Genomic DNA, 22539 nt, shown 5'->3' with positions numbered 1-22539 from the left:
CGGCAATTTCACTAAATCTCTCTCGCTGTCACATCATTCTATTTTCATTCATCAATAACATATATTTCTGTAGCAACCTCGGCAAAGGAACACTTGACCATCAATATATTGGCTATGTTTTGCACAACTGGCTAGAGCTATTTATTAAAGCGCTCTGTATATTCAGTAAACACCCAGCCTTCTAACGGCTCACCTTGTTTTTGAGGTATTGCAACCTTTATCCAACTACGATTCTTTTCAAGAACGTATACAGATTGCCCAAAATTTAAAGTCATAATTATCTCTGACTTGATAGATGGTAAAGATCTCAATCGAACCTCATCTCCGCTAATAAATCTGTTTAGAGGTGTTACATCTACACCGATACTTTTAGGAAGTTTTTTAATCGCATTAGTCTGAACTCTACGAGGTTCATCATTGTTCCTTAGAAACTCTTCAATCTCAGGTTTAATGTATATATCAACAGTTATCGGCGCAATTATTTCAGTTATAAACAACAGTATAATAACTTTAAAGAACCCTGGAAGTTTCTGAAGGGCTTCTAATAATGAATGTCGAGATAAACTACTTTCTCTAAGTGTTTCGTTTACTTCAGATAATACACTGGAAATATCAGAGCCATCTTCATATTCAACTAATTCGGCTGAACACTCATAAAAATCAACACTTTGAATCAAGGCCCGATGTTGTTTCAACAAGTTTAATGTCAAAATAAACTCGTTAGGGAGGTGTGTAAGATTATTGAATGCTGGGAAATTTCGCTCAATAGACCTCAGGTATTTTTGTATCCCGAGCTGGGAAAACTCATCCAACCAAGTCAGATTTATTTTGTATTTATTTATGGACTTAGAAAGCAGTGTAACTTCTGGACTAATAATAGACTTTTGAATAGCATTAATACGTTCAATTTCCTTCCTCCACGCTGGATTTAGAACAGATTGAATTCTGTCCATCTGTTTCATCCACGGTTGATTCGATAGCGAATAAACCTTTGCGACACCCTCTATATACTGGCTCATTTTACAGGTTCCCTTTAATTATATTTGCACGTAGATTATCCATAATTTTCATTTTTCTCAATGTGCTAGTACTGACGAATTTCTACATAACACCAAACTTTTTCGGAAAATTGTATATTTTTACTCAACAGACAACTCACTTTCTTTCCACACAAAAAGCGGGCCAGTGGCCCGCTTGGTTATATTTCACTCACCCCATACTCACACCGGCGGATGGAAATGGCTGGCTTCGCGAGTGGCCATCTCCTCGTAGGTGGCCCACTTCTGCCACGCCACTTTTTGCGCCACCTGCATCAGCCGCTCGGCCTCCTCCGGATGGCTCTGGGCCAGCACCCGATAACGGGTCTCCTCCTGCCGGTATTCAGCAAGGGGGATGGAGGGGCGCAGGCTGTCGAGGCTGAAGGGGTTCTGCCCCGCACTGCGCAATACCGGGTTGTAGCGCATCAGCGGCCAGTGACCAGAGGCGACGGCCCGTTTTTGCTGGGTCAGGCCAAACTCCATATCGATACCGTGGGCGATACAGTGGCTGTAGGCGATGATAAGCGACGGGCCCGGATAGGCTTCGGCCTCACGCAAGGCCTGCAGCGCCTGCTGCGGGTTGGCACCAAAGGCGATACGGGCAACATAGACGTTGCCGTAGGAGATGGCCTGCAACGCCACATCCTTCTTGGCCAGCGTCTTGCCTCCCGCCGCGAACTTGGCGACGGCGCCGAGCGGGGTCGATTTCGACATCTGGCCGCCGGTGTTGGAGTAGACCTCGGTATCCATCACCAGCACGTTCACATCGCGGCCGGAGGCGAGCACATGATCGAGCCCCGATGAGCCGATGTCATAGGCCCAGCCATCGCCGCCGATAATCCAGACCGAGCGGCGCACCAGCTGATCGATAAGCGACAGCAGCTCGCGGGCCTTGCCGGATTTCACCTCTTCCAGCCGCTCCCGCACTTGCGCGACCCGGGTGCGCTGGGCACGGATCTCCGACTCCAGCCGCTGCGGCGCGCTAATCAGGGTATCGACCAGCTCGGCGCCCAGCTCCCCCTTCATCGCTTCAAGGGCCGCCACCGCCTGACCGTGATGTTGATCGGCGGTGAGACGAAAGCCAAAGCCAAACTCGGCGTTGTCCTCAAACAGGGAGTTCGACCAGGCCGGCCCCTTCCCTTCACCGTTCTTGGCCCACGGGGTGGTCGGCAGGTTGCCGCCGTAGATGGAAGAGCAGCCGGTGGCGTTGGCCACCAACATGCGGTCGCCAAACAACTGGGTCAGCAGCTTGAGGTACGGGGTCTCGCCACAACCAGCGCAGGCACCGGAGAACTCGAACAGGGGTTCGAGGAACTGGGTGCCGCGCACCGTGGAGAAGTCCACCCGCTCGCGGGCAGGCCAGGGCAGGCTCTCGAACCAGCGCAGCGCCTGTTTCTGGCCAGCCAGATACGGCGCCTTGTCCATCATGGCGATGGCGCGCTCGCCTTCATGGCTCTCATCCGCTCCGGCCCGCACCGGACAGGCCTGCACGCACTGGCCGCAGCCGGTGCAATCTTCCGGGTAGAGCTGCAAGGTGTAGCGGCTGTCGGGGAAGCCCTTGGCGGTGACGGGCACCGACTGCGCTGCCTCGGGGGCGGTCGCCAGCCAGTCCTGATGGTAGAACTTGGCCCGCAGCGCCGCGTGGGGGCAAACAAAGACGCAGTTGCCGCACTGGATGCAGATATCCGAATTCCAAATCGGGATCTCGCGGGCGATATCGCGCTTCTCGAAGCGGCTGGTGGCAGTGGGGTAAGTGCCATCCACCGGCAGCATGGAGACGGGGATCAGATCGCCGCGCCCCGCCAGCATCTCGCCAGTAACCCGCTGGACAAACTCGCTGCCACCCGGCGCCAATGGCAGCGGATAGTCGCTGATCTGCTCCTCACCGGCCGGGATGGCCACCTGATGGAGGTGGGCCAGGGTGTCGTCCACCGCCGCGAAGTTGCGCTCGACCACTTCGGGCCCCTTGCGGGCATAGCTCTTCTCGATGCTCTCCTTGATCAGCGCAATCGCCTCATCCCGCGGCAAGATGCCAGCCAGCGCGAAGAAGCAGGTCTGCATGATGGTGTTGATGCGATTGCCCATGCCGTTGCGCTCGGCTACCCGATCCCCATCGATGCAGTAAAGGCGGATATCGAGGGCGCGAATGCGGGCGCGCAGCCGCTCGGGCAGCTCGGCCCAGACACGGTCAGGCTCATAGGGAGCATTGAGCAGCAGGGTCGCCCCTTCGGCGGCGTGCTCCAGCAGATCCACCGACTCGACAAAACCCCACTGGTGGCAGCCGATAAAGCTCGCCTGCTCGATAAGCCAGGGGGCATCGATGGGCTCGGGGCCAAAGCGCAGGTGGGAGACGGTGCGCGAGCCCGACTTCTTGGAGTCGTAGACGAAGTAGCCCTGAGCGTGGAAGCCCTCCAGCTCGCCGATGATCTTGATGCTGTTCTTGTTGGCGCCCACCGTGCCGTCGGCACCAAGGCCGAAGAAGAGTGCCCGCACCCGGCTGGCGGGCTCCAGATCGCCGATGGGGTGCCAGGCCAGACTGAGCCCCGACACATCATCCACAATCCCCACGGTAAAGCGCGGACGCGGCGCATCCGATGCCAGCTCCTCAAACACCGCCGCGCACATGGCAGGGGTGAACTCTTTGGAAGAGAGGCCATAGCGACCGCCACTGAGCCACGGCAGCCGCTTGATAAGGCCGCGCTGCAAACCGTCGATCAGGGCGCTCTGCACATCCAGCAGCAGCGGCTCGCCACCGGCCCCCGGCTCCTTGGTGCGATCCAGCACCGCCATGCGCCGCACGCTCGCGGGCAGCGCATCGAGCAGCGCCTGTACCGGGAAGGGGCGATAGAGGCGCACAACCAAGACCCCGGTCTTGCGATCCTGTTGGTTGAGCCAATCCACGGTGGTACAGGCGGTAGCCGCCCCCGAGCCCATCAGCACGATGACGTCGGTGGCATCAGGCGCGCCGTGATACTCCACCAGTCGATAGTGGCGGCCGGTCAGCTCGCCGAGGTTGTCCATGCACTGCTGCACCCGCACAGGTACCGCTTCGTAGAAGGGGTTGACGCTCTCGCGGGACTGGAAATAGGTATCCGGGTTCTGGGCGGTGCCGCGCATCACCGGATGATCCGGGTTCAGCGCCCGGGCACGGTGGGCACGCACCCAGTCGTTGTCGATAAGGGCACGAATTTCATCCCGATGCAGGGCGGTGATCTTGTTCACCTCGTGGGAGGTACGGAACCCGTCGAAGAAGTGGATAAAGGGCACCCGGCACTGCAGGGTGACGCTGTGAGCGACCAAGGCCAGGTCCTGCGCCTCCTGCACCGAGCCGGAGGCGAGCATGGCAAAGCCGGTGCTGCGCGCCGCCATCACGTCCTGATGGTCGCCAAAAATCGACAGTCCCTGCGCCGCGAGCGAACGGGCCGCCACATGGAACACCGCCGAGGTCAATTCACCGGCGATCTTGTACATGTTGGGCAGCATCAGCATCAGCCCCTGACTGGCGGTGAAGGTGGTGGCGAGCGCCCCCGCCTGCAGGGCGCCGTGTACTGTACCGGCCGCCCCCCCTTCACTCTGCATCTCCACCACGGTGGGGATGTTGCCCCACAGGTTGGTCTGTCCCTCCGCCGCCCAGGCATCGGCCAGTTCGGCCATGGTCGAGCTCGGGGTAATGGGGTAGATGGCACACACTTCGCTCAGCTGGTAGGCCACCCGGGCCGCGGCTTCGTTGCCATCGACCATGATCAGTTCATGTTTCATTGGGACTCCTCCGGTTGGCGCAGCAGGATGGCGTGACAGGGACACTGGTCGTGGCAGGCACCGCAGCCGGTGCAGCGCTCGGCATCCACCTGATACCCCAGACCCGGCCCCAACTTGGCGATGGCCTGCTCGGGGCAACTGCCGTAGCAGCCGTCACACTCGAAGCAGTTGCCGCAGGAGTAGCAGCGCGCCGCCTCGTAACGGGCGGCCACCTCATCCAGCCCGCCGATGATCTCGCCAAAGTCATCTCGCGCCCATGCCGGTTTGACCGGCTGACTGCTGGCGGGCGCGTGGGTCTGGAACCAGAGTTGCAACTGCTCCGGCCCCACCAGCGGGTAAGAGACCATCTTCTGATAGTGGCGACCGCGCAGCCAGGCATCCATATGGCGCGCCGCCTTCTTGCCATGGCCGGTGGCGATGGTGACGGTGCGCTCGGAGGGCACCATGTCGCCGCCCGCAAACAGACCCGGCACATCCGTCATCAGGTTGCCAGCCACCTGTACGACCCCCTCCTTGTTGACCCGCACGCCGGGAATGCTCTCCAGCACAGAGAGATCGACCTCCTGACCGAGCGCCAGAATAAGGGAGTCCGCTTCGAGGGTTTCAAACTTGCCGGTGGGCACCGGCTTGCCATCGGCATCCAGCGCCATCACCTCCACCTCGATATTGGTGTTGTCGAGCTGGCGGATGCTGCGCAACCAGTTGATCTTGATCCCCTCCTCCTCGGCCTCGTCGGCTTCAAAGGCGTGGGCCGGCATATGGTCCCGGTCGCGGCGATAGATGATCATTGCCTCTTCAACGCCCAAACGGTGGGCGGTACGGGCCGCATCCATGGCGGTATTGCCGCCGCCGTAGATGGCCACCCGCCGTCCCAGTTTGGGGGGTGGTAAGCCCTGCTCTTCGGCAAGACTGGCCTGCTCGAGGAAACTCACCGCATCGAGGATCTTGCCCGCTTCCCGGGCCGGAATATCGACCCGCTTGGCCAGATGGGCACCGATAGCCATAAAGACGGCATCAAAGCCCCCCTCGTCGCGCTCGCGCAGCACATCCTCCACCTTGTGGTTGAGGGTCAGCGTCACCCCGGCCGCCACGATGCGGGCCACCTCCCGATCCAGCACATCGCGGGGCAAACGATAGGCGGGAATACCGAAACGCAGCATGCCGCCAGCAAGCGGCCCCGCTTCGCGGATCTCCACCTGATGGCCGAGCCGGTTGAGGTGCCAGGCGCAGGAGAGACCGGAGGGACCAGCGCCTATGACCAGCACCTTCTTACCGCTGGCAGGGGCTGGTGGCGCTGGCTGCCAACCACGGGCCAGCGCTTCGTCGCCGAGGAAGCGTTCGATGGCGTGAATGGAGACGGATTCATCCACCTGACCGCGGTTGCAGGCGCTCTCGCAGGGGTGATAGCAGACCCGGCCATGAATGGCGGGCAAGGGGTTCTCTTCGATCAGGGTCTGCCAGGCCGCCTCAAAGCGGCCGGCCTGCGCCAAAGAGAGCCAGGCCTGGATATTTTCTCCGGCCGGGCAGGCGTGATTGCAGGGTGGCAGGGCCGGCCGCCAGACGGGTAGCCGGGTACGCACCGGGCCTGTTCCCGTTTTCAGGGAAAGATCCGGCAATGGGGTCATGTCCAGTTGTTTGCTCATACATTGCTTTCTTCTTTTTGTGTGACAGGCCCCACCCGATGGCGCTTGATACCGTGTAGCCGAAGCGGACGGTGGCCGGATGGGGAAGAAGCGAAAGCGTTAGAAACTGGGAACTGAGTCGATAATGGCCGCTTTTTTGTACTGATTAGCGAATCAGGATCAAAAAATGTTGCATTAAATGGGTGGTTTTAAACAGAACGTGACCGGGATAACATCTTTCCCGCTTGACTCCACTCCTTACCTCGCCAAGGTTGAGGCCACGCGGGCAAAAACCGGATAGCCCGGTTGCCCCTCTGCGATTTTTTGCAAAAAAAACTGCATCTATCGAACCAGCATCTCTGCGCCCCGCAAAGAGATTGCCCCTCGCAGTGGGAACCGTTATGTTCCCCTTTTTCCAGGCGAAAGCGCCGCTTCACAAGGATACGAAGATGCCAAGGCTAGACAGCATTCACCTCTACCCCATCAAATCGACCGCCGGCATGCCTCAGGCACGCGCCCGGGTCACCCAGGAGGGGCTCGCAGGGGATCGCCGCTACATGGTGGTCAAGCCTGATGGCACCTTCATCACCGCCCGTACCCATCCCCAGTTGCAGCAGGTGGTTGCAACTCCAGTTGCAGGGGGCCTGCAACTGAACTATCCGGGGTTCGAGCCCCTCGCCCTGCAAGAGTCCGACTTCAGCCGTGAGCCGCAAGCGACAGGGGTCTGGGGAGACCGCTTCACCGCCCTGCATACCACCTCCATCGCCGACAGCTGGCTGAGCCGGGTTGCTGGCGAACCGGTAGCGCTGCTTTGGCTCGGCGCAGAGTCAGACCGCTTTCGCGAGAAGACCGGCACCCGGGTCAGCTTTGCCGACGGTTACCCGCTGCTGCTGATAAGTCAGGCCTCGCTGGATGACCTCAATCTGCGCTCCGATGCGCTGCACCAGATGAGCCAGTTTCGCACCAATCTGGTGGCGAGCGGCACCCGCCCTTTCGAGGAGGACAGCTGGGTTCGCATCCGTATCGGCGAGGTGGAGTTTCAGGTCGCCAAGCCCTGCAGCCGCTGCATCATGACCACAGTGGAAGCGGGCACCGATCGCTTCAATGCCCTCAAAGAGCCGCTGGCGACCCTCACCCGTTACCGGCGCGGCGAGGATGGCGAGGTCTACTTCGGCCAGAACCTGATCGCCCTGAACGAGGGGTGGATTGAAGCAGGTAGCGAGATCGAGGTGCTGGAGCGCAAGCGCCCTGCTCCCTACCCTGACGGCGCACCGAAAAAGCGCGAGCTGATCTGCGTGGCCCGCGAACCGCTAGCGCGGGATCTGGAGACCTTCTGGTTCGAAGCCGCCGATGGCGAGCCACTGCCCGACTACCTGCCGGGCCAGCATCTGCCCATCAGCCTCGATATCAAAAACGAGCGGGTTCAGCGCCGCTATACCCTGAGCTCCACACCGGATCGTCCGGAGCGCTACAGCATCAGCGTCAAGAAGGTAGGAGGTGGTCGCATCTCACACTGGCTGCACCAGCAGATGCAGGTAGGCAACCCCCTGCTGGCCGCCACGCCAGCTGGCGAGTTTCACCTTGGTGCCGAGCGCTCGCTTCTGCTGCTCTCGGCAGGCTCCGGTGTCACCCCCATGTTGTCCATCGCCCGCACCTTGCTGCTGCGGGATGAACTCGACGACGTGCACTTTATGCATCTGTGCCGCAGCGAGGCGGATATTCCGGCAGCCAGTGAGCTGCACGCCATGGCGCAGCAGGGGATGACCCTCACCATTATCCTGAGCCAGCCGGACAGTCACTGGCAGGGGCAAAAAGGGCGGCTCGGCGATGAGCATCTCGCGCTGGTCAAAGGGTTGGCGGGGCGGGAAGTCTTTATCTGCGGCCCCCACGGCTTTATGGCCGATGCGGCAGCGAAAGTAGCGGCCCTGGGCGTGCCTGCCACACGCATCCGGCAGGAGAGTTTTGGCGGCGCCATTCTCTCGGTTGCCCGCGCTCATCAGCCAGTGCAACTGCGCATCGGCGAGCGGGAGTTTGCCGGCAACAATCAGGGCACAATCCTCGATCAGGCCAGCAAGCAGGGGGTGGATCTCCCCTGGAGCTGCCGCGCCGGCATCTGCGGCAGCTGCAAGCAGACGCTGGTCTCGGGCGAGGTGGATCATCCCGACGCCCCCGCCATCAGCGCCGCCGAGCGGGCCGAGGGAAAAATCCTCACCTGCTGCGCAGTGCCGCTGACCGACCTCGTCATCGAATAAGGTGATCGAGCTACGAAAAGGCTGGCCAGACCCCGTCCCTGGCTGGTCTTTTCGCCCATGTCGACAAGCTGATCGTCCTTTCTCGCGTACTCACCGCAATCATATCGGCTACCGCTCTATACTCACAGTAATAACAATAAAACCCCCAGCGATGTAGCGGCGCTGTCCGTCTGCCCAAGGGATCATACTGGTGAGAATAAGGACGCTCAAACCATGGAACAGAATAAACCCGCCTTTCAGCTCAATCTCTTGCTCTCCGTCATTACACTGATCCTGCTGTCATTGGTTTTCTTTGCTTACAGCTGGTCGGAAAAAAAGTGGAGCAGAGTTATCAACAGCGCTATCAATCCTATCTGCTAGCCGATGAACTGCGCCAATCCTCCGATGATCTGACACGACTCGGCCGCACCTACGTTATCACCAAAGACCCCGCCTACGAGCAGCAATACATGCGGATCCTGGCCATTCGCAACGGCGAGCAACCGAGGCCGGATGGCTACAACCGTATCTACTGGGATTTTGTCGCGGCCAACGGGCAGAATCCCCGCCCCGACAGCTCAATACGGCGTAGTCTTATCGACCTGATGAAAGAGACCGGTTTTACTGAAGGGGAGCTGGCCAAGCTCAACGAGGCCAAGAACAACTCGGATGCCCTGGTCAACACCGAGGTAGCCGCCTTCAAGCTGGTGCAACAGACGGACGGCGATCTGGCCGCCAACCAGCAAAAAGCCATCACCATGATGCATGACAAGGCCTATCACCAGAACAAGGGACGCATCATGTCCCCCATCGACGACTTCTACGTCATGATGGAAAACCGCACCCAGCAGGCGGTGGACGATGCTGCCAGCCAGTCCGCCATGCTGCGCTACCTGTTCATCGCGCTGGGTCTGGTGTTGATGTTCTTCCTCTGGCGCACCTACAAGGCGCTGCTCGACCTGGTCGGCACCTCGGTCGACCAGCTCAGAAGCGATCTCAACCACCTGGCCGAGGGGGACTTCTCCCAGCCCATCAAGGTGCCGGCCGGTGCCAAGGAGAGCCTGATCGGCCAGCTCGCCACCATGCAGACCACCCTCAAGGGGATCATCACCCAGGTATCGCGCTCAAGTGAAGAGCTATCAGAGTCGGCTGACAGCATCGCCCAGATAGCCGAGCAGACAGCCCAGTTTGCTACCTCCCAGCAGAGCAGCACCCAGACCATGGCCGCCGCCATCGAAGAGTTGGTGGTGAGCATCAGCCATCTCTCTGACAACGCCAGCCATGCAGACGAACTCAGCAAGGTCTCTGCCGACACTCTGGAAGAGGGATCGGGGGTCATCAAGGAAACCCTCGGCAGCATCGAGAATATCTCGACTACAGTCGGCGAAGCGGCCAGCACCATTGCTGAACTAAACAGTCATACCCAGCAGATTTCCGAAATCATCGGAGTGATCCGTGGCATTGCCGATCAGACCAATTTGCTGGCCCTCAATGCGGCCATCGAGGCGGCGCGGGCCGGTGAACAGGGGCGCGGCTTTGCAGTGGTCGCCGACGAAGTACGTAACCTAGCTAGCCGCTCGGCCGCCTCGACCCAGCAGATCACCGGGATGATCAGCAAGATCCAGAGCGGGGCGGATGCCTCTATCCGCAGCATGGAGAACACGGTCAACAACGTCTCCCGCGGGGTCACGCTGGCCAATCAGACCGGGCAGGCCATCGCCAGCATTCAGAATCACGCCGCCAACCTCACCGGTCTGATGGGAGAGATCAGCCACACCCTGCGCGAGCAATCCACCGCCGCCAACGAGGTGGTCTCTACCGTCGGCAACATCACCTCCCTCTCCGAACAATCGGGGGATGCCGCTCGCCATGTGTCCCAAGAGGCGGCCAAGCTCAAGCAACTGTCACGGGTGTTGCGTCAGGAGATGGGGCACTTCAAGCTTTAAAGAACGCTGCAAAGCAAAACGGCTGCCCGCAGGCAGCCGTTTTTTATTCGGGGTTATCCCCGTCATTCAGTATCTATCAACCACGCAGGGCAGCGATACGCTGTTCGATGGGCGGGTGGCTCATGAACAGCTCGCTCATGGAGCGCTTGCCGTTGATACCAAAGGCCATCATGGAGCCTTCCAGCTGCGGCTCGGCACCACGGGAAAGTCGCTCAAGGGCGGCAATCATCTTGTCGCGCCCAGCCAGCTTGGCGGCACCGGCATCGGCCCGGAACTCACGCTGACGGCTGAACCACATGACGATGATGGAGGCCAGAATACCGAACAGCATCTCCAGCACGAACACGGTGATCATGTAGGCAAAACCGCCGGTGCTGCTGCTCTCTTCCTCGTTGTTGGAGCTGAAAAAGTTGCTGATAACGCCAGCCACGATACGGGCGAAGAACATCACGAAGGTGTTCACTACACCCTGGATCAGGGTCAGGGTCACCATGTCGCCATTGGCCACGTGGCTCACCTCGTGGGCCAGTACCGCTTCCGCCTCGTCACGGCTCATGCTGTAGAGCAGGCCGGAGGAGACCGCCACCAGCGAATCATCGCGGCGGGCGCCGGTCGCAAAGGCGTTCATCTCGGGAGAGTCGTAGATCCCCACTTCCGGCATCTTGATACCCGCTTCGCGGGCCTGACGGGCCACAGTGCTCACCAGCCAGTGCTCGGTCTCGTTACGGGGTTGCTCGATGACCTGGACGCCATAGCTGCGCTTGGCCATCCACTTGGACATCAGCAAGGAGATAAAGGAACCCCCAAAACCGAACACGGCACAGAACACCAACAGCCCGGAAATGCTGGACTTGTTGATCCCCAGAACCGAGAACAGGATATTGAGTACCACCCCCAGCACCAGCATGACGGCCAGGTTGGTCACCAGGAATAGCATAATTCGCTTCATATAGACTCCTTGTGAAGATAAGGGACATGACCGGGGATCACTCGGGATCCCCACCTGATCATGTTAATGTCGACATTCTAGGGAGATTCGATGAATGTTCGCTGAATATGCCGTCAAAGTAGCGGCGAGATATCGAGACGCCCCTGCAAATCGGCTTCAAGCGGATTGTTTATAAACGGAATTTCGCCGAGGAAGGGGGCTGGCAGCAAGCCCCTCAGGGTGTCCAGATTTTCCTGATAATGGCTCATGGAACCATGGAGCCGATTAATTACCCACCCCGCCACCGGCAGCTGATCATTGCGAATGGCGGCAAAGGTGAGCAGCGCATGGTTGAGGCAACCCAGCTTGGCCCCCACCACCATAATCACCGCCATGTTCTCCTGCTTGACCCAGTCCGACAGCAGATGCTTGCGATCGAGCGGCAAATACCAGCCCCCCGCACCTTCCACTACTGCCAGTTCGGCCCCGGCCTGTTCAATCTTGCGTAGCCCCTCGCTCAACCCCTGCATGGTGATAGGCTGGCGCGCCTCGCTGGCGGCAATGTGGGGTGCAATCGGCGGCTCATAGGCGAACGGATTGACCACCTCATAGGGCAGCGGCAGGCTCGCCGCCTCCTGCAACAGAACGGCATCCAGGTTGCGCAGCCCGTCCGGAGTGCGAGCACATCCGGCCGAGACCGGCTTGTAACCCGCGCACTTGATTCCCTGTGCGCTGAATTCGCGCAGCAGGGTGCGCGCCACCAGCGTCTTGCCCACATCGGTATCGGTGCCGGTGATAAAGAATGATTTCATACGGTTCTCTCCTTGGCAGGGAGTGGCACACTGCCCTGCACACACTGCGATTCCCGGCGCTCAGCGAGGCTTGCTGAGACGGCCGAGGCACACCCGATAACTGGCGACCAGCCTGCCATCGGGCTGGCGAAACGCCTCATACGCCTGAGTCAGCTGCTGCAATCTGGCGCGACCGCTCAGACCGGCCGGGGCGGCGCGCCCCTGATTGTCATTGACCTGATTGGCCCCAATCCCCTTGAGATCGCGCAACAACTGCGGCAATTCAAGATAGGCGAGATCCCAGGTGATACAACGCAGCTCGGGAGCAGAGACCCCGGCGCTAGCCAGCGCCTGCTCCAATTGTGGCAGGCTGAGGAAGCGATTGACATGGGCGCGACCATCAAGCTGCTGCCAGGCGGTTCGCAACTGCCAGAGCGACTCATCGAGCAGGGTCGAGAAAAAGATCTGGCCGCCCGGTTTGACCACCCGCAGCAGCTCGCCAAAAGCCTGGGCCGGACGCTCGCACCACTGCAACGCCAGACTGGAGAAAACCCAGTCGAATGTGTTATCGGCGAAAGGGAGCTGCTCCGCATCGCCGCAGAGCAGGCGAGCACCGCTGTCACGCAAGGCGGCCTGCGCCAGCATGCCGGGGGCAAGATCCAGTCCCACCAGCTGATGACAACGGTTCGCCAGTTGGGGCAAGAAAAAGCCGGTACCGCAGCCCAGATCCAGCCCGCTCACCGTCAGATCAGTGCCAACCGGCCTGCTCGGCATCCATTCCAGCAGCGCCTGCCCCACCTCCTGCTGAAAGCGGGCGTGGGCATCGTAATGACGAGCGGCGGCGCCGAAACGGCGAGCAAGCTGCGCCTTGTCGACCGTTTGAAAACGCTCAGTCATGGTGAGCCTCCCCAAGCGTTGTAACTGCAGGGCAGACCCCCAAGGCATCGAGCAAGCAATCCACATCCTGCTCGCGGTGGGCTGCACTCAGAGTAATGCGCAGCCGGGCCGTACCGACTGGCACAGTGGGCGGGCGGATGGCGCTCACCCAGACGCCGCATTCGCGCAGCCGTTCGGCCAGTTGCAGGGCAACACTGCTCTCCCCCACCAGCAGCGGCTGGATCGGGGTGTCGCTCGCCCCCAGTTGCCAACCCTGCGCCTTTGCCCCTTGCCGGAAGCGAGCGATCAGCTGGCCAAGATGGGCGCGGGACTCATCAGCCGCGCGCACCAGTTCGATGCTCTTGCTGACCGCGCAAGCCTGCGCGGCAGGCATATGGGTGCTGTAGACATAGTGGCGAGCGAAGTTGACCAGATACTCCACCAGTTCGCGACTGCCGCCGACAAAGGCACCGGCAACCCCGAGCGCCTTGCCAAAAGTGCCCATCTGGATGTGTACGCAGGCCGGGTTCACCCCTTGTGCGGCCAGCGTGCCACGCCCCTCGGGGCCCAGCACACCGAGGCCGTGGGCATCGTCGATCATCAACCAGTTGCCGCTCCGGGCGGCCAGGGTTGCGAGATCGCGCCAGGGGCCTTGATCCCCGTCCATACTGAACACCCCTTCCGAGACAATCAGTCCGCGATTTGGCTCAAGCTGCCGTTCAAGGGCCGCCATATCGTTGTGACCGAAGCGTTTCATCTTGCAGGGGAGCTGGCTGCCCATCTCCTGCAAAGAGGCGTGGTTGAGTTTGTCCTGCCACAGCAGATGCTCCTTGCCGAGCAGCGCTTTGAGCACCGCCTGATTGGCAGAAAAGCCGCAGTTGAACAGCAGCACCGCCTCCACCCCGAGCCACTCGGCCAGGGTCTCCTCAAGCTGTTGGTGGGCATGACTGTAACCGGTCACCAGTGGCGAGGCGCCGGAGCCCGCACCATAGCGCTCAATCCCCGCGTTGAAGGCGGCCTTGATGGCGCCGTGATCTGCCAGTCCCAGATAGTCGTTGGCGGAAAAGTTGAGGTAGTCGCGTCCTGCAACCCTGAGCCGCCCGCCACTCGCCCCGTCGGTCGCGATGCGGTTGCGCAGCAGACCCACCTGCTCGCGCCCGGCCAGCGTCGCGCCCAGCGCAAAGGGGCCCGTTACTGCAGGGCCCTTCATGACCTGGCGGCCCCAGCACGGGGGCGGGTGGCGTCATAAAACATTTCGGCAGGTTCGCTCTGGCGGCTCACCTCGGCCAGCAGCTCCTCTTCTTGAACCTGATCCGGCTTCTGGGTCCGCTGGGCGGGGCGAATGCCGAGCCGCTTGAACAGCTGCATATCGCTGTTCTCGTCCGGGTTGGGAGTGGTCAGCAGTTTGCAGCCGTAGAAGATGGAGTTGGCCCCCGCCATAAAGCACATCGCCTGCATCTGCTCGTTCATCTTCTCCCGTCCGGCAGAGAGGCGCACATGGGAGGCGGGCATCATGATCCGCGCCACCGCGATGGTGCGGATAAATTCGAACGGATCGAGGTTCTCCTGATCCTCCAGCGGCGTCCCCTTCACCTTGACCAGCATATTGATGGGCACACTTTCGGGGTGACGGGGCAGGTTGGCGAGCGCCATCAACAAACCCGCCCGATCCTTGGCCTGCTCGCCCATGCCGACGATACCGCCGGAGCAGACCTTCATGCCCGCACCGCGCACATGCTCCAGGGTATCGAGCCGGTCCTGATAGGTGCGGGTGGAGATGATCTCGCCGTAGAACTCCGGCGAGGTGTCGAGGTTGTGGTTGTAGTAATCGAGCCCCGCAGCACCAAGACGGGCCGCCTGATCGGCGGTGAGCATCCCCAGCGTCATGCAGGTCTCCATACCGAGCCCGCGCACCTCCTCGATCATCCGGATGATGTAGGGCATGTCTTTTTCTTTGGGGTTGCGCCAGGCGGCCCCCATGCAAAAGCGTGACGAGCCGTTGGCCTTGGCTTCGCGGGCCCGCTCCAGCACCTTTTCCACCTCCATCAGCCGCTCGACCTCAAGCCCGGTGTGATAACGGGCGCTCTGGGGGCAGTATTTGCAATCTTCCGGGCAGGCACCGGTCTTGATGGAGAGCAAAGTACTCACCTGCACTTCATTCGGGTCAAAGTGAGCGCGGTGGACAGTCTGGGCCTGAAACAGCAAATCGTTGAACGGCAGGGCAAACAGGGTCTGAACCTCGGCGAGTGTCCAGTCGTGACGAAGGGCGTGACCGCCCGCGGTGAGAGCATTCATACATGGCTTCCGGTTGTTATTAGTGGGATCCTGCGCCCGCCATCTTGGGATGGACGGCCACAAAACCCGCCGCCGGGCCCGCGCGCTCAGGGTGATGCGCAGTGCCAAGTGGCTGAAATTGTTGGCTAGTGTAGAGAGCACGCGTAGACTGTCAACACCGACCAGATCAAACCAATTGACAACAGAACAACAAATGACCAACCAAGAATTCGACCTGCACCACATCTGGCACCCCTATACCTCCCTCACTCACCCCCTGCCCTGCTATGAAGTAGCCAGCGCCAAAGGGGTGACCATCACCCTCAGCGACGGCCGTGAACTGGTGGATGGCATGAGCTCCTGGTGGGCTTGCGTGCACGGCTATCAGGTGCCGGAGTTGGACGCCGCCGCCACCGCCCAGCTCGGCAAGATGTCTCACGTGATGTTTGGCGGGCTGACCCACCCCCCGGCGGTCGAGCTCTGCCGCAAACTGGTGGAGATCACTCCGAAGGGGCTTGATCGGGTCTTTCTGGCCGATTCCGGCTCGGTGGCAGTGGAAGTGGCGCTCAAGATGGCGCAGCAGTACTGGCACGCCAAGGGAACGCCCAGAGCCAAGTTCGTCGCCCTGCGCAGCGGCTATCACGGCGACACCTTTGGCGCCATGAGCGTCTGCGATCCCGATGGTGGCATGCACGAGCTCTACAAGGGATTCCTGCCGGAGCACCATTTTGTCGATGCGCCCAGCTGTCGCTTCCACGCCGAGTGGGACGAGCAGTGCGTGGTGGAGCTGGCCACACTCATGGCAGATCATCACGAGGAGATCGCCGCCATCGTGCTCGAACCCATAGTGCAAGGCGCTGGCGGCATGCGCTTCTATCACCCCCGCTATCTGCAGTGGGTACGCGCCCTGTGCGACGAGTTCGGCGTGCTGCTCATAGCTGACGAGATTGCCACCGGCTTTGGCCGCACCGGCCAGCTGTTTGCCTGCGACTGGGCGGGGATCAGCCCCGACATCATGTGTCTGGGCAAGGCGCTCACCGGCGGCTACCTCACCCTCTCGGCGACCCTGACCACCGAGCAGGTCGCCCGCACCATCTGTGACGGCAAGGCGGGGGTCTTTATGCACGGCCCCACCTTTATGGGCAATCCCCTCGCCTGCGCGGTGGCCAACGCCTCCATCGAGTTGCTGCTGGCCTCACCGTGGCAGGAGCGGGTGCGCGCCATCGAGTATCAGCTGCGTACCGAACTGGTAGAGCTGACCCTGCACCCGGCGGTCGCTGATGTGCGGGTGCTCGGCGCCATCGGGGTGGTGGAGATGAAAGAGCGGGTGGATGTGGCGCGCATCCAGCGCAAGTTTGTCGAACTGGGCGCCTGGATCCGCCCCTTTGGCAAGCTGGTCTACCTGATGCCCCCGTTTGTCATCACCCCTGAAGAGCTGCGGGTATTGACCGGCGCCATCCGTCAGGCCATCACCGAAGGCGAGTTTTAATGCATGCAGCGGGCGGCCATCGCTGCCGCCCGTTTGACTACCGGCATTTGATATATAAAGAGGGCGACTTTATCCACTTCAGCGCGCTTTCACTTGCCGTAATGTGAGCAAAACACCAGACCTGAGGCCCCAAGAGGGGTAAACTGCTGCGGTTTTACCATCAAGAAAGACTGCTCATGCGCCTCTCCATTGCTGCCAAAATCAACTTTTTCCTGCTCTTCATCTTCTCCATGGTACTGGTCTTCTCCGCCGCCTATCAGGCGGTGCGCGAGCGCGATCTCATCCTGACCCTCATCAAGGAGCAGAGCCGCGAGCAGACCGAAGCCTATTTCGACGGCCTCAACATGCTGATGCTGACCGGCAAGATGGATGCCCGCGATACTCTGCGCGGCAAGTTTCTCGACCACGCCCATGTGGAGGATGCACGCATCGTTCGTGGCGACGCGGTGAGCAAACAGTTCGGGCCGGGACGGGAGACAGAACAGGTAAAAGATGAGTTTGATGAGCTGGCACTGGCGGGCAAAGGGAGCCTGGAGGTGGTGCACAACGGCATGCACAGCCGTCTGGTGGTCACCCGACCGCTGCTGGCCAAGAAGGATTTTCGCGGCACCGACTGCACCAGCTGTCATCTGGTGCCGGAGAATACCGTGCTTGGTGCGGTGCGCTTTGACTACTCCCTCGATTCGCTGTTTACCCGGGTCGAGCAGAACATTCTCACCTCGGCGCTGATCCTCACCGGCATCTTCGGGATGGGACTGCTGCTGACCCTCTGGGTCATCCGCACCTGGATCGTACGCCCCCTCAACCAGCTCACCCGCTCCATGGAAGAGGCCACCGACCTGCACGACTTCGGCCACCGGCTGGAGGGGGATGACGGCGACGAGATTGGCCGGGTGGCGGTGGCCTACAACCAGATGCTCGACAGTGTGGAGCGCCAGCTCGGCAAGCGACCGCTCGGCGGCAAGCCGGGAGCTCGCCCTGGCGAATAGCGGACCACACCGCCCGGCATCGGCTAACCGGTGTAATAGAACAGCAGACAAGCAATAAGGATCAGCAGCAGGATCGCCAGATTGACGTGATAGGCATCATCCCTGCGCCGACTGCGCCGCCGCTCCAGCAGCAGTACAGCCAGGGTCAGCAAGCTGCAACCCCACAGGCCATGCACCAACCAGGGAGTGAGTGCGGGATCCCAGTAATCGCGTACCTTGATGCCGCCGTAAACCAGAAAACCATATGCAATCTCCGGCCTGGCATAGTGATAGAGCGCAAGCAGCACGATAAAACCGCACCAGCAGATCAGCACCATTGTTCGCAACAGTCGTGTCAGCCAATCCGGCCCTTGTCGCCGCTCTTTCACTCGCATCTCCTGTCCCGAGGGAACCCTGCTTGGGTGAACCATGCTGAAAACCCCACCAGAGTCCGACATTTTTGCTTGTTTATCAAACCCGCGCGGGTAAGATTGACGGCTTAGTCTGCCATGGTGGGCCATCTGTGCCCGGGCCAGACTCCCTAGTGTTGCAAATAGCGCTGCAAGAACAAGCTGGAGACAATATTTCGATGACGCACGCATCCGTAGTTGATGTGCTGACCGGTAAATATGCGGTTGGCACCACCCTGACTGTACGAGGGTGGATCCGGACTCGCCGTGATTCCAAGGCGGGGATCTCATTTTTGGCCATTTCCGATGGCTCCTGTTTCCATCCGGTACAGGCCGTCGTCCCCAATACCCTGGCCAATTACGAGAATGAAGTGCTGCGTCTGACCACCGCCTGCTCCGTGGAAGTGACTGGCATCATCGCCGAATCCCAGGGCAGCGGCCAGGCTTTCGAACTGCAGGCCACCGATGTGAAGGTCGTCGGCTGGGTCGAAGATCCCGATACCTACCCGATGGCCGCCAAGCGCCACAGCATCGAGTACCTGCGTGAACAGGCCCACCTGCGTCCGCGCACCAACATCGTGGGTGCCGTGACCCGGGTTCGCCACTGCCTGGCGCAAGCTATCCACCGCTTCTTCCACGAAGAGGGCTTTGTCTGGGTTGCGACCCCGCTCATCACCGCCTCTGATACCGAAGGGGCCGGCGAGATGTTCCGTGTCTCTACCCTGGATCTGGAAAACCTGCCGCGTACCGACGCCGGCAAGGTGGACTACAACGAAGATTTCTTCGGCAAAGAGGCCTTCCTGACCGTATCCGGCCAGCTGAACGCCGAAACCTATGCCTGCGCCCTCTCCAAGGTCTATACCTTCGGGCCGACCTTCCGCGCTGAAAACTCCAACACCAGCCGTCACCTGGCCGAGTTCTGGATGGTGGAGCCGGAAGTGGCCTTCAACAATCTGGAAGATAACGCCGCCCTGGCCGAAGCCATGCTGAAGTATGTCTTCAACGCCGTCCTGACCGAGCGTCGCGACGATCTGGAGTTCTTTGCCCAGCACGTGGACAAGGATGCCATCGGCCGTCTGGAGCGTTTCGTCGCCTCCGACTTCGCCCAGATTGATTACACAGATGCCATCGAAGTGCTGAAAAACTGCGGCAAGAAGTTCGAGTTCCCGGTCTCCTGGGGCATCGATCTCTCCTCCGAGCACGAACGCTATCTGGCCGAGGAGCACTTCAAGTCTCCGGTGGTGGTGAAGAACTATCCGAAAGATATCAAGGCCTTCTACATGCGCCTCAACGACGACGGCAAGACCGTTGCCGCGATGGACGTACTGGCACCTGGTATTGGCGAGATCATCGGTGGCTCCCAGCGTGAAGAGCGTCTGGAGGTACTGGATGCCCGCCTGGCCGAGATGGGCCTGAAGCAGGAAGATTACTGGTGGTATCGCGATCTGCGCCGCTACGGCACAGTCCCGCACTCCGGCTTCGGTCTGGGCTTCGAGCGTCTGGTGGTTTACGTGACCGGTATGGGCAACGTCCGCGACGTGATCCCGTTCCCGCGAACTCCGCGTACCGCCGAGTTCTGATCAGCGGCATATTGCCACTACATTGCAAAAGCCGTCCTCAGGGTCGGCTTTTTTATTACCCCCGTTATGGGTAATACTCAGAACCAATCGACACAAGGAATGGGTCGTTCATGGGATATCGTCGGCTTCTGACACTCTTGCTGCTCTGGCTCCCCCTGCAATTGCGGGCAGAACCCGTGCACCTGACCACCCTGGAGTGGCCCCCCTATACCAGCCAGCATCTCCCTGATGGTGGCCTTACCGGTCATATCGTCAAGCGTGCATTTGCCGAAGCGGGGCTGGAGGTTCAGTTTGACTTCTACCCCTGGCATCGAGCCATGTTGCTGGCATCCGATCCCGCCCAGCACTACAGCGGCTACTTCCCCAAATACTTCGCCGATGATCTGGATAAACGGTGGCATATATCCACCAGCGTGGGCAGTAGTGTGCTGGGCATGGCGCAGCAAGCCGGCCCCCCTATCCACTGGCAGCGACTCGAAGATCTCGCTTCCTACCGGATTGGGGTCGTCGCAGGTTATATCAATACCCGTGAATTTGATGCCCTGATGGCCAGCAAGCGCCTCAACACCTTTGCCGTGGACGACGATCACCTCAACCTGCGAAAATTGCAGCGCGACCGGCTCGATCTGGCCGTGATCGACCGGGATGTTTTCTACTGGCTCACCTATCACGATGACAAGCTCCACCCCGAACAGCTGCAGTTCAACCCGAAGATCCTCGGGTACAAGAGCCTGCACATCATGTTCCGTCCCGATCAACAGCAACTGCAACAGCGAGTGAACAATGCGCTAGCCAGACTCGATATCAAGGAGCTTAGCGAACAGTATCAGCGTCGCTATCTGCTATCAGCCCCCGCCCCCCGATGAACAGAGTGGCAAAACACCCCTTTTGGCGGAAAAGATGGCTTGAGCCTGCGTTTTTACAGCCTTTTCTATCCTGTTTCGGACCTTTTTCCACCCCTTCCTTACAGACTCATTTCCCATAATGGCGCTTCTGGTGCGCGCGGATGGTTAAGCCCCGAATGATACAACTCGCCAGAATAAGTAACGCCTTTATCAGTACGTGGTTTTTAAGTGGTTTAATCTGAAATTCATCGAGTTATTGAAGTAACTCAATTTTTTCACTTTTTCAGGGGAGCAGAATAGCAACTAACCCTTTTGGGCTAAATAAAACAGACAATGACAATTCATGGTTCAGGCTACCCGCGGCAATATGGGTTGAATCACACGAGGTAACGGAATGATCTTGATGGAATTTTTAGTGGTACTCGGCTGCTTGCTGCTGGGTACCCGCTTTGGGGGCATGGGACTCGGTCTCATCAGTGGTATCGGTCTCTTCCTGCTGACCTTCGTCTTCGGCCTGGTGCCGGGCGAACCGCCTGTTCAGGTAATGCTGACCATTCTGGCGGTGATCGGCTGTGCCGCCACCCTGCAGACTGCCGGTGGCCTCAACCTGATGATGCAAGTGGCCGAGCGCCTGCTGCGCCGTCACCCGCAATACATCACTATCCTGGCGCCGCTCACCACCTGGACCCTCACCTTCCTGTGCGGTACCGGCCACGTGGTCTACACCATGTTCCCCATCATCGCTGACATTGCGCTGCAGAAGAACATCCGTCCCGAGCGCCCGATGGCTGTCGCCTCCGTTGCCTCCCAGATGGCCATCTGCGCCTCCCCGGTCTCCGTTGCCGTGGTCTCCATGGTCTCCATTCTGGCGGCAGGTCACGGTATCGGTCAGGCTTACGGCCTGCTCGACATCCTGATGATCGCCATCCCCTCCTCCCTGACCGGTGTCATCGTGGCGGCCCTGTGGAGCCTGCGTCGCGGCAAGGATCTGGACAAGGATGAAGAGTTCCAGGCCAAGATCAAAGACCCGGAGCAGCGTGCCTTTATCTACGGTGGTGGCGAGACCCTGCTCAACACCAAGTTCCCGAAAGAGGCCTACTGGTCTACCTGGATCTTCTTCGCCGCCATCGCTGCCGTGGTATTGCTCGGCGCCAACGAAGGTCTGCGGCCGGTGTTCACCATCAAGGACAAGACCGGCCCGCTCTCCATGAACCTGGTGATCCAGATGATGATGCTGATCGCCGGTGCCATCATCCTGATGCGCTGCAAGGTCAAGCCGGGCGAGATCGCCAACGGCGCCGTCTTCAAGGCGGGCATGGTCGCCATCTTCTCCGTATTCGGGGTTGCCTGGATGAGTGAGACCTTCTTCCAGGCCCACATGCCGCTGCTCAAAGAGACCCTGGCCCATGTGGTACAGGCCCAGCCCTGGACCTACGCCCTGGTGCTGTTCCTCATCTCCAAGCTGGTTAACAGCCAGGCCGCCGCCCTCACCGCCATCGCCCCCATGGGTCTGGCGCTGGGTGTCGAGCCGAAGCTGCTGATCGCCTTCCTGCCAGCGAGCTACGGCTACTTCGTGCTGCCGACCTACCCGAGCGATCTGGCCTGTATCGGTTTCGACCGCTCCGGCACCACCCGCATCGGCAAATTCATCATCAACCACAGCTTCATCATTCCGGGGCTGATCGGGGTGGTGACCTCCTGCTCGCTGGGCTTTATCCTCACCAGCATCCTGCTCTAATCGCAGCGGCGTTTACCACGCTATTGCAATACAGGCCCCCGCTTC

General features: G+C 60.1%; 15 protein-coding genes and 1 pseudogene. 7 read left to right on the top strand and 9 right to left on the bottom strand.

The features are described 5' to 3' along the window. Window positions 1-137: 137 nt before the first annotated feature. The 3 genes from G5149_RS04530 to G5149_RS04520 form a co-directional block, all read right to left on the bottom strand. A complete protein-coding gene (locus G5149_RS04530; RefSeq protein ID WP_421211779.1) occupies window positions 138-1019 on the bottom strand; it encodes an SH3 domain-containing protein in 882 nt (293 codons plus the stop codon). Window positions 1020-1220: 201 nt separating this feature from the next. Continuing rightward, entirely contained in the window at window positions 1221-4796 is a 3576-nt protein-coding gene (nifJ, locus tag G5149_RS04525; RefSeq protein ID WP_421211777.1) for a pyruvate:ferredoxin (flavodoxin) oxidoreductase, read from the bottom strand. Further along, complete coding sequence (locus G5149_RS04520) at window positions 4793-6439, bottom strand: NAD(P)-binding protein (RefSeq protein WP_421211775.1); 1647 nt, start codon at window positions 6437-6439, stop codon at window positions 4793-4795. Before G5149_RS04520 ends, nifJ begins: the two co-directional genes overlap by 4 nt. A gap of 428 nt (window positions 6440-6867) precedes the next feature. Here G5149_RS04520 and G5149_RS04515 point away from each other — a divergent pair, with 428 nt between their 5' ends. Both G5149_RS04515 and G5149_RS04510 read left to right on the top strand, forming a co-directional pair. Beyond that, entirely contained in the window at window positions 6868-8670 is a 1803-nt protein-coding gene (locus tag G5149_RS04515) for an MOSC N-terminal beta barrel domain-containing protein (protein ID WP_337073577.1), read from the top strand. A gap of 213 nt (window positions 8671-8883) precedes the next feature. Further along, window positions 8884-10595, top strand: a pseudogene (locus G5149_RS04510) (methyl-accepting chemotaxis protein). Window positions 10596-10671: 76 nt separating this feature from the next. Here the strand turns inward: G5149_RS04510 and htpX are convergent. From htpX to bioB, 5 genes are all read right to left on the bottom strand, one after another. After that, the gene (gene htpX, locus G5149_RS04505) at window positions 10672-11544 is read right to left on the bottom strand and encodes a protease HtpX (RefSeq protein ID WP_005337890.1); all 873 of its coding nucleotides are present in this window, start codon (window positions 11542-11544) and stop codon (window positions 10672-10674) included. 113 nt (window positions 11545-11657) lie between these two features. After that, entirely contained in the window at window positions 11658-12335 is a 678-nt protein-coding gene (bioD, locus tag G5149_RS04500) for a dethiobiotin synthase (RefSeq protein ID WP_005337893.1), read from the bottom strand. 60 nt (window positions 12336-12395) lie between these two features. Further along, the gene (bioC, locus tag G5149_RS04495; RefSeq protein WP_421211772.1) at window positions 12396-13211 is read right to left on the bottom strand and encodes a malonyl-ACP O-methyltransferase BioC; all 816 of its coding nucleotides are present in this window, start codon (window positions 13209-13211) and stop codon (window positions 12396-12398) included. Next, window positions 13204-14400, bottom strand: a complete 1197-nt coding sequence (gene bioF / locus G5149_RS04490) for an 8-amino-7-oxononanoate synthase (protein WP_421211770.1) — start codon at window positions 14398-14400, stop codon at window positions 13204-13206. Before bioF ends, bioC begins: the two co-directional genes overlap by 8 nt. After that, on the bottom strand, window positions 14397-15485 hold the full coding sequence (gene bioB, locus G5149_RS04485; RefSeq protein WP_337073581.1) for a biotin synthase BioB: 1089 nt from the start codon (window positions 15483-15485) through the stop codon (window positions 14397-14399). Before bioB ends, bioF begins: the two co-directional genes overlap by 4 nt. Window positions 15486-15678: 193 nt before the next feature. Here bioB and bioA point away from each other — a divergent pair, with 193 nt between their 5' ends. Together bioA and G5149_RS04475 are read left to right on the top strand one after the other, a co-directional pair. Further along, complete coding sequence (bioA, locus tag G5149_RS04480; RefSeq protein WP_421211767.1) at window positions 15679-16953, top strand: adenosylmethionine--8-amino-7-oxononanoate transaminase; 1275 nt, start codon at window positions 15679-15681, stop codon at window positions 16951-16953. A gap of 176 nt (window positions 16954-17129) precedes the next feature. Further along, window positions 17130-17942, top strand: a complete 813-nt coding sequence (locus G5149_RS04475) for a HAMP domain-containing protein (RefSeq protein WP_216979127.1) — start codon at window positions 17130-17132, stop codon at window positions 17940-17942. 23 nt (window positions 17943-17965) lie between these two features. On the opposite strand, the gene G5149_RS04470 is transcribed toward G5149_RS04475, so the two are convergent. Next, window positions 17966-18316, bottom strand: a complete 351-nt coding sequence (locus G5149_RS04470) for a hypothetical protein (protein ID WP_337073583.1) — start codon at window positions 18314-18316, stop codon at window positions 17966-17968. Window positions 18317-18510: 194 nt separating this feature from the next. Between G5149_RS04470 and asnS the strand changes: the two genes are divergently transcribed. From asnS to G5149_RS04455, 3 genes are all read left to right on the top strand, one after another. After that, complete coding sequence (gene asnS, locus G5149_RS04465) at window positions 18511-19911, top strand: asparagine--tRNA ligase (RefSeq protein WP_216979129.1); 1401 nt, start codon at window positions 18511-18513, stop codon at window positions 19909-19911. A gap of 110 nt (window positions 19912-20021) precedes the next feature. Beyond that, on the top strand, window positions 20022-20777 hold the full coding sequence (locus tag G5149_RS04460; protein WP_337073584.1) for an ABC transporter substrate-binding protein: 756 nt from the start codon (window positions 20022-20024) through the stop codon (window positions 20775-20777). Window positions 20778-21150: 373 nt separating this feature from the next. Then, a complete protein-coding gene (locus G5149_RS04455) occupies window positions 21151-22494 on the top strand; it encodes an anaerobic C4-dicarboxylate transporter (protein ID WP_005337916.1) in 1344 nt (447 codons plus the stop codon). Window positions 22495-22539 lie beyond the last annotated feature (45 nt).

This window comes from Aeromonas sp. 600479, from assembly GCF_049175515.1.
Lineage (GTDB): Bacteria > Pseudomonadota > Gammaproteobacteria > Enterobacterales > Aeromonadaceae > Aeromonas > Aeromonas veronii_A.
This window is presented reverse-complemented; position numbering and strand designations above follow the sequence as displayed.

Excerpts from the sequence above, each read along its gene's own strand:
- bioB (WP_337073581.1), bottom strand. The coding sequence starts at position 15,485 with ATGAATGCTCTCACCGCGGGCGGTCACGCCCTTCGTCACGACTGGACA.
- G5149_RS04460 (WP_337073584.1), top strand. The coding sequence starts at position 20,022 with ATGGGATATCGTCGGCTTCTGACACTCTTGCTGCTCTGGCTCCCCCTG.
- G5149_RS04470 (WP_337073583.1), bottom strand. The coding sequence starts at position 18,316 with ATGCGAGTGAAAGAGCGGCGACAAGGGCCGGATTGGCTGACACGACTG.
- G5149_RS04520 (WP_421211775.1), bottom strand. The coding sequence starts at position 6,439 with ATGAGCAAACAACTGGACATGACCCCATTGCCGGATCTTTCCCTGAAA.
- bioD (WP_005337893.1), bottom strand. The coding sequence starts at position 12,335 with ATGAAATCATTCTTTATCACCGGCACCGATACCGATGTGGGCAAGACG.
- bioA (WP_421211767.1), top strand. The coding sequence starts at position 15,679 with ATGACCAACCAAGAATTCGACCTGCACCACATCTGGCACCCCTATACC.
- asnS (WP_216979129.1), top strand. The coding sequence starts at position 18,511 with ATGACGCACGCATCCGTAGTTGATGTGCTGACCGGTAAATATGCGGTT.
- htpX (WP_005337890.1), bottom strand. The coding sequence starts at position 11,544 with ATGAAGCGAATTATGCTATTCCTGGTGACCAACCTGGCCGTCATGCTG.
- G5149_RS04455 (WP_005337916.1), top strand. The coding sequence starts at position 21,151 with ATGATCTTGATGGAATTTTTAGTGGTACTCGGCTGCTTGCTGCTGGGT.
- G5149_RS04475 (WP_216979127.1), top strand. The coding sequence starts at position 17,130 with ATGCGCCTCTCCATTGCTGCCAAAATCAACTTTTTCCTGCTCTTCATC.
- bioF (WP_421211770.1), bottom strand. The coding sequence starts at position 14,400 with ATGAAGGGCCCTGCAGTAACGGGCCCCTTTGCGCTGGGCGCGACGCTG.
- G5149_RS04530 (WP_421211779.1), bottom strand. The coding sequence starts at position 1,019 with ATGAGCCAGTATATAGAGGGTGTCGCAAAGGTTTATTCGCTATCGAAT.
- bioC (WP_421211772.1), bottom strand. The coding sequence starts at position 13,211 with ATGACTGAGCGTTTTCAAACGGTCGACAAGGCGCAGCTTGCTCGCCGT.
- nifJ (WP_421211777.1), bottom strand. The coding sequence starts at position 4,796 with ATGAAACATGAACTGATCATGGTCGATGGCAACGAAGCCGCGGCCCGG.
- G5149_RS04515 (WP_337073577.1), top strand. The coding sequence starts at position 6,868 with ATGCCAAGGCTAGACAGCATTCACCTCTACCCCATCAAATCGACCGCC.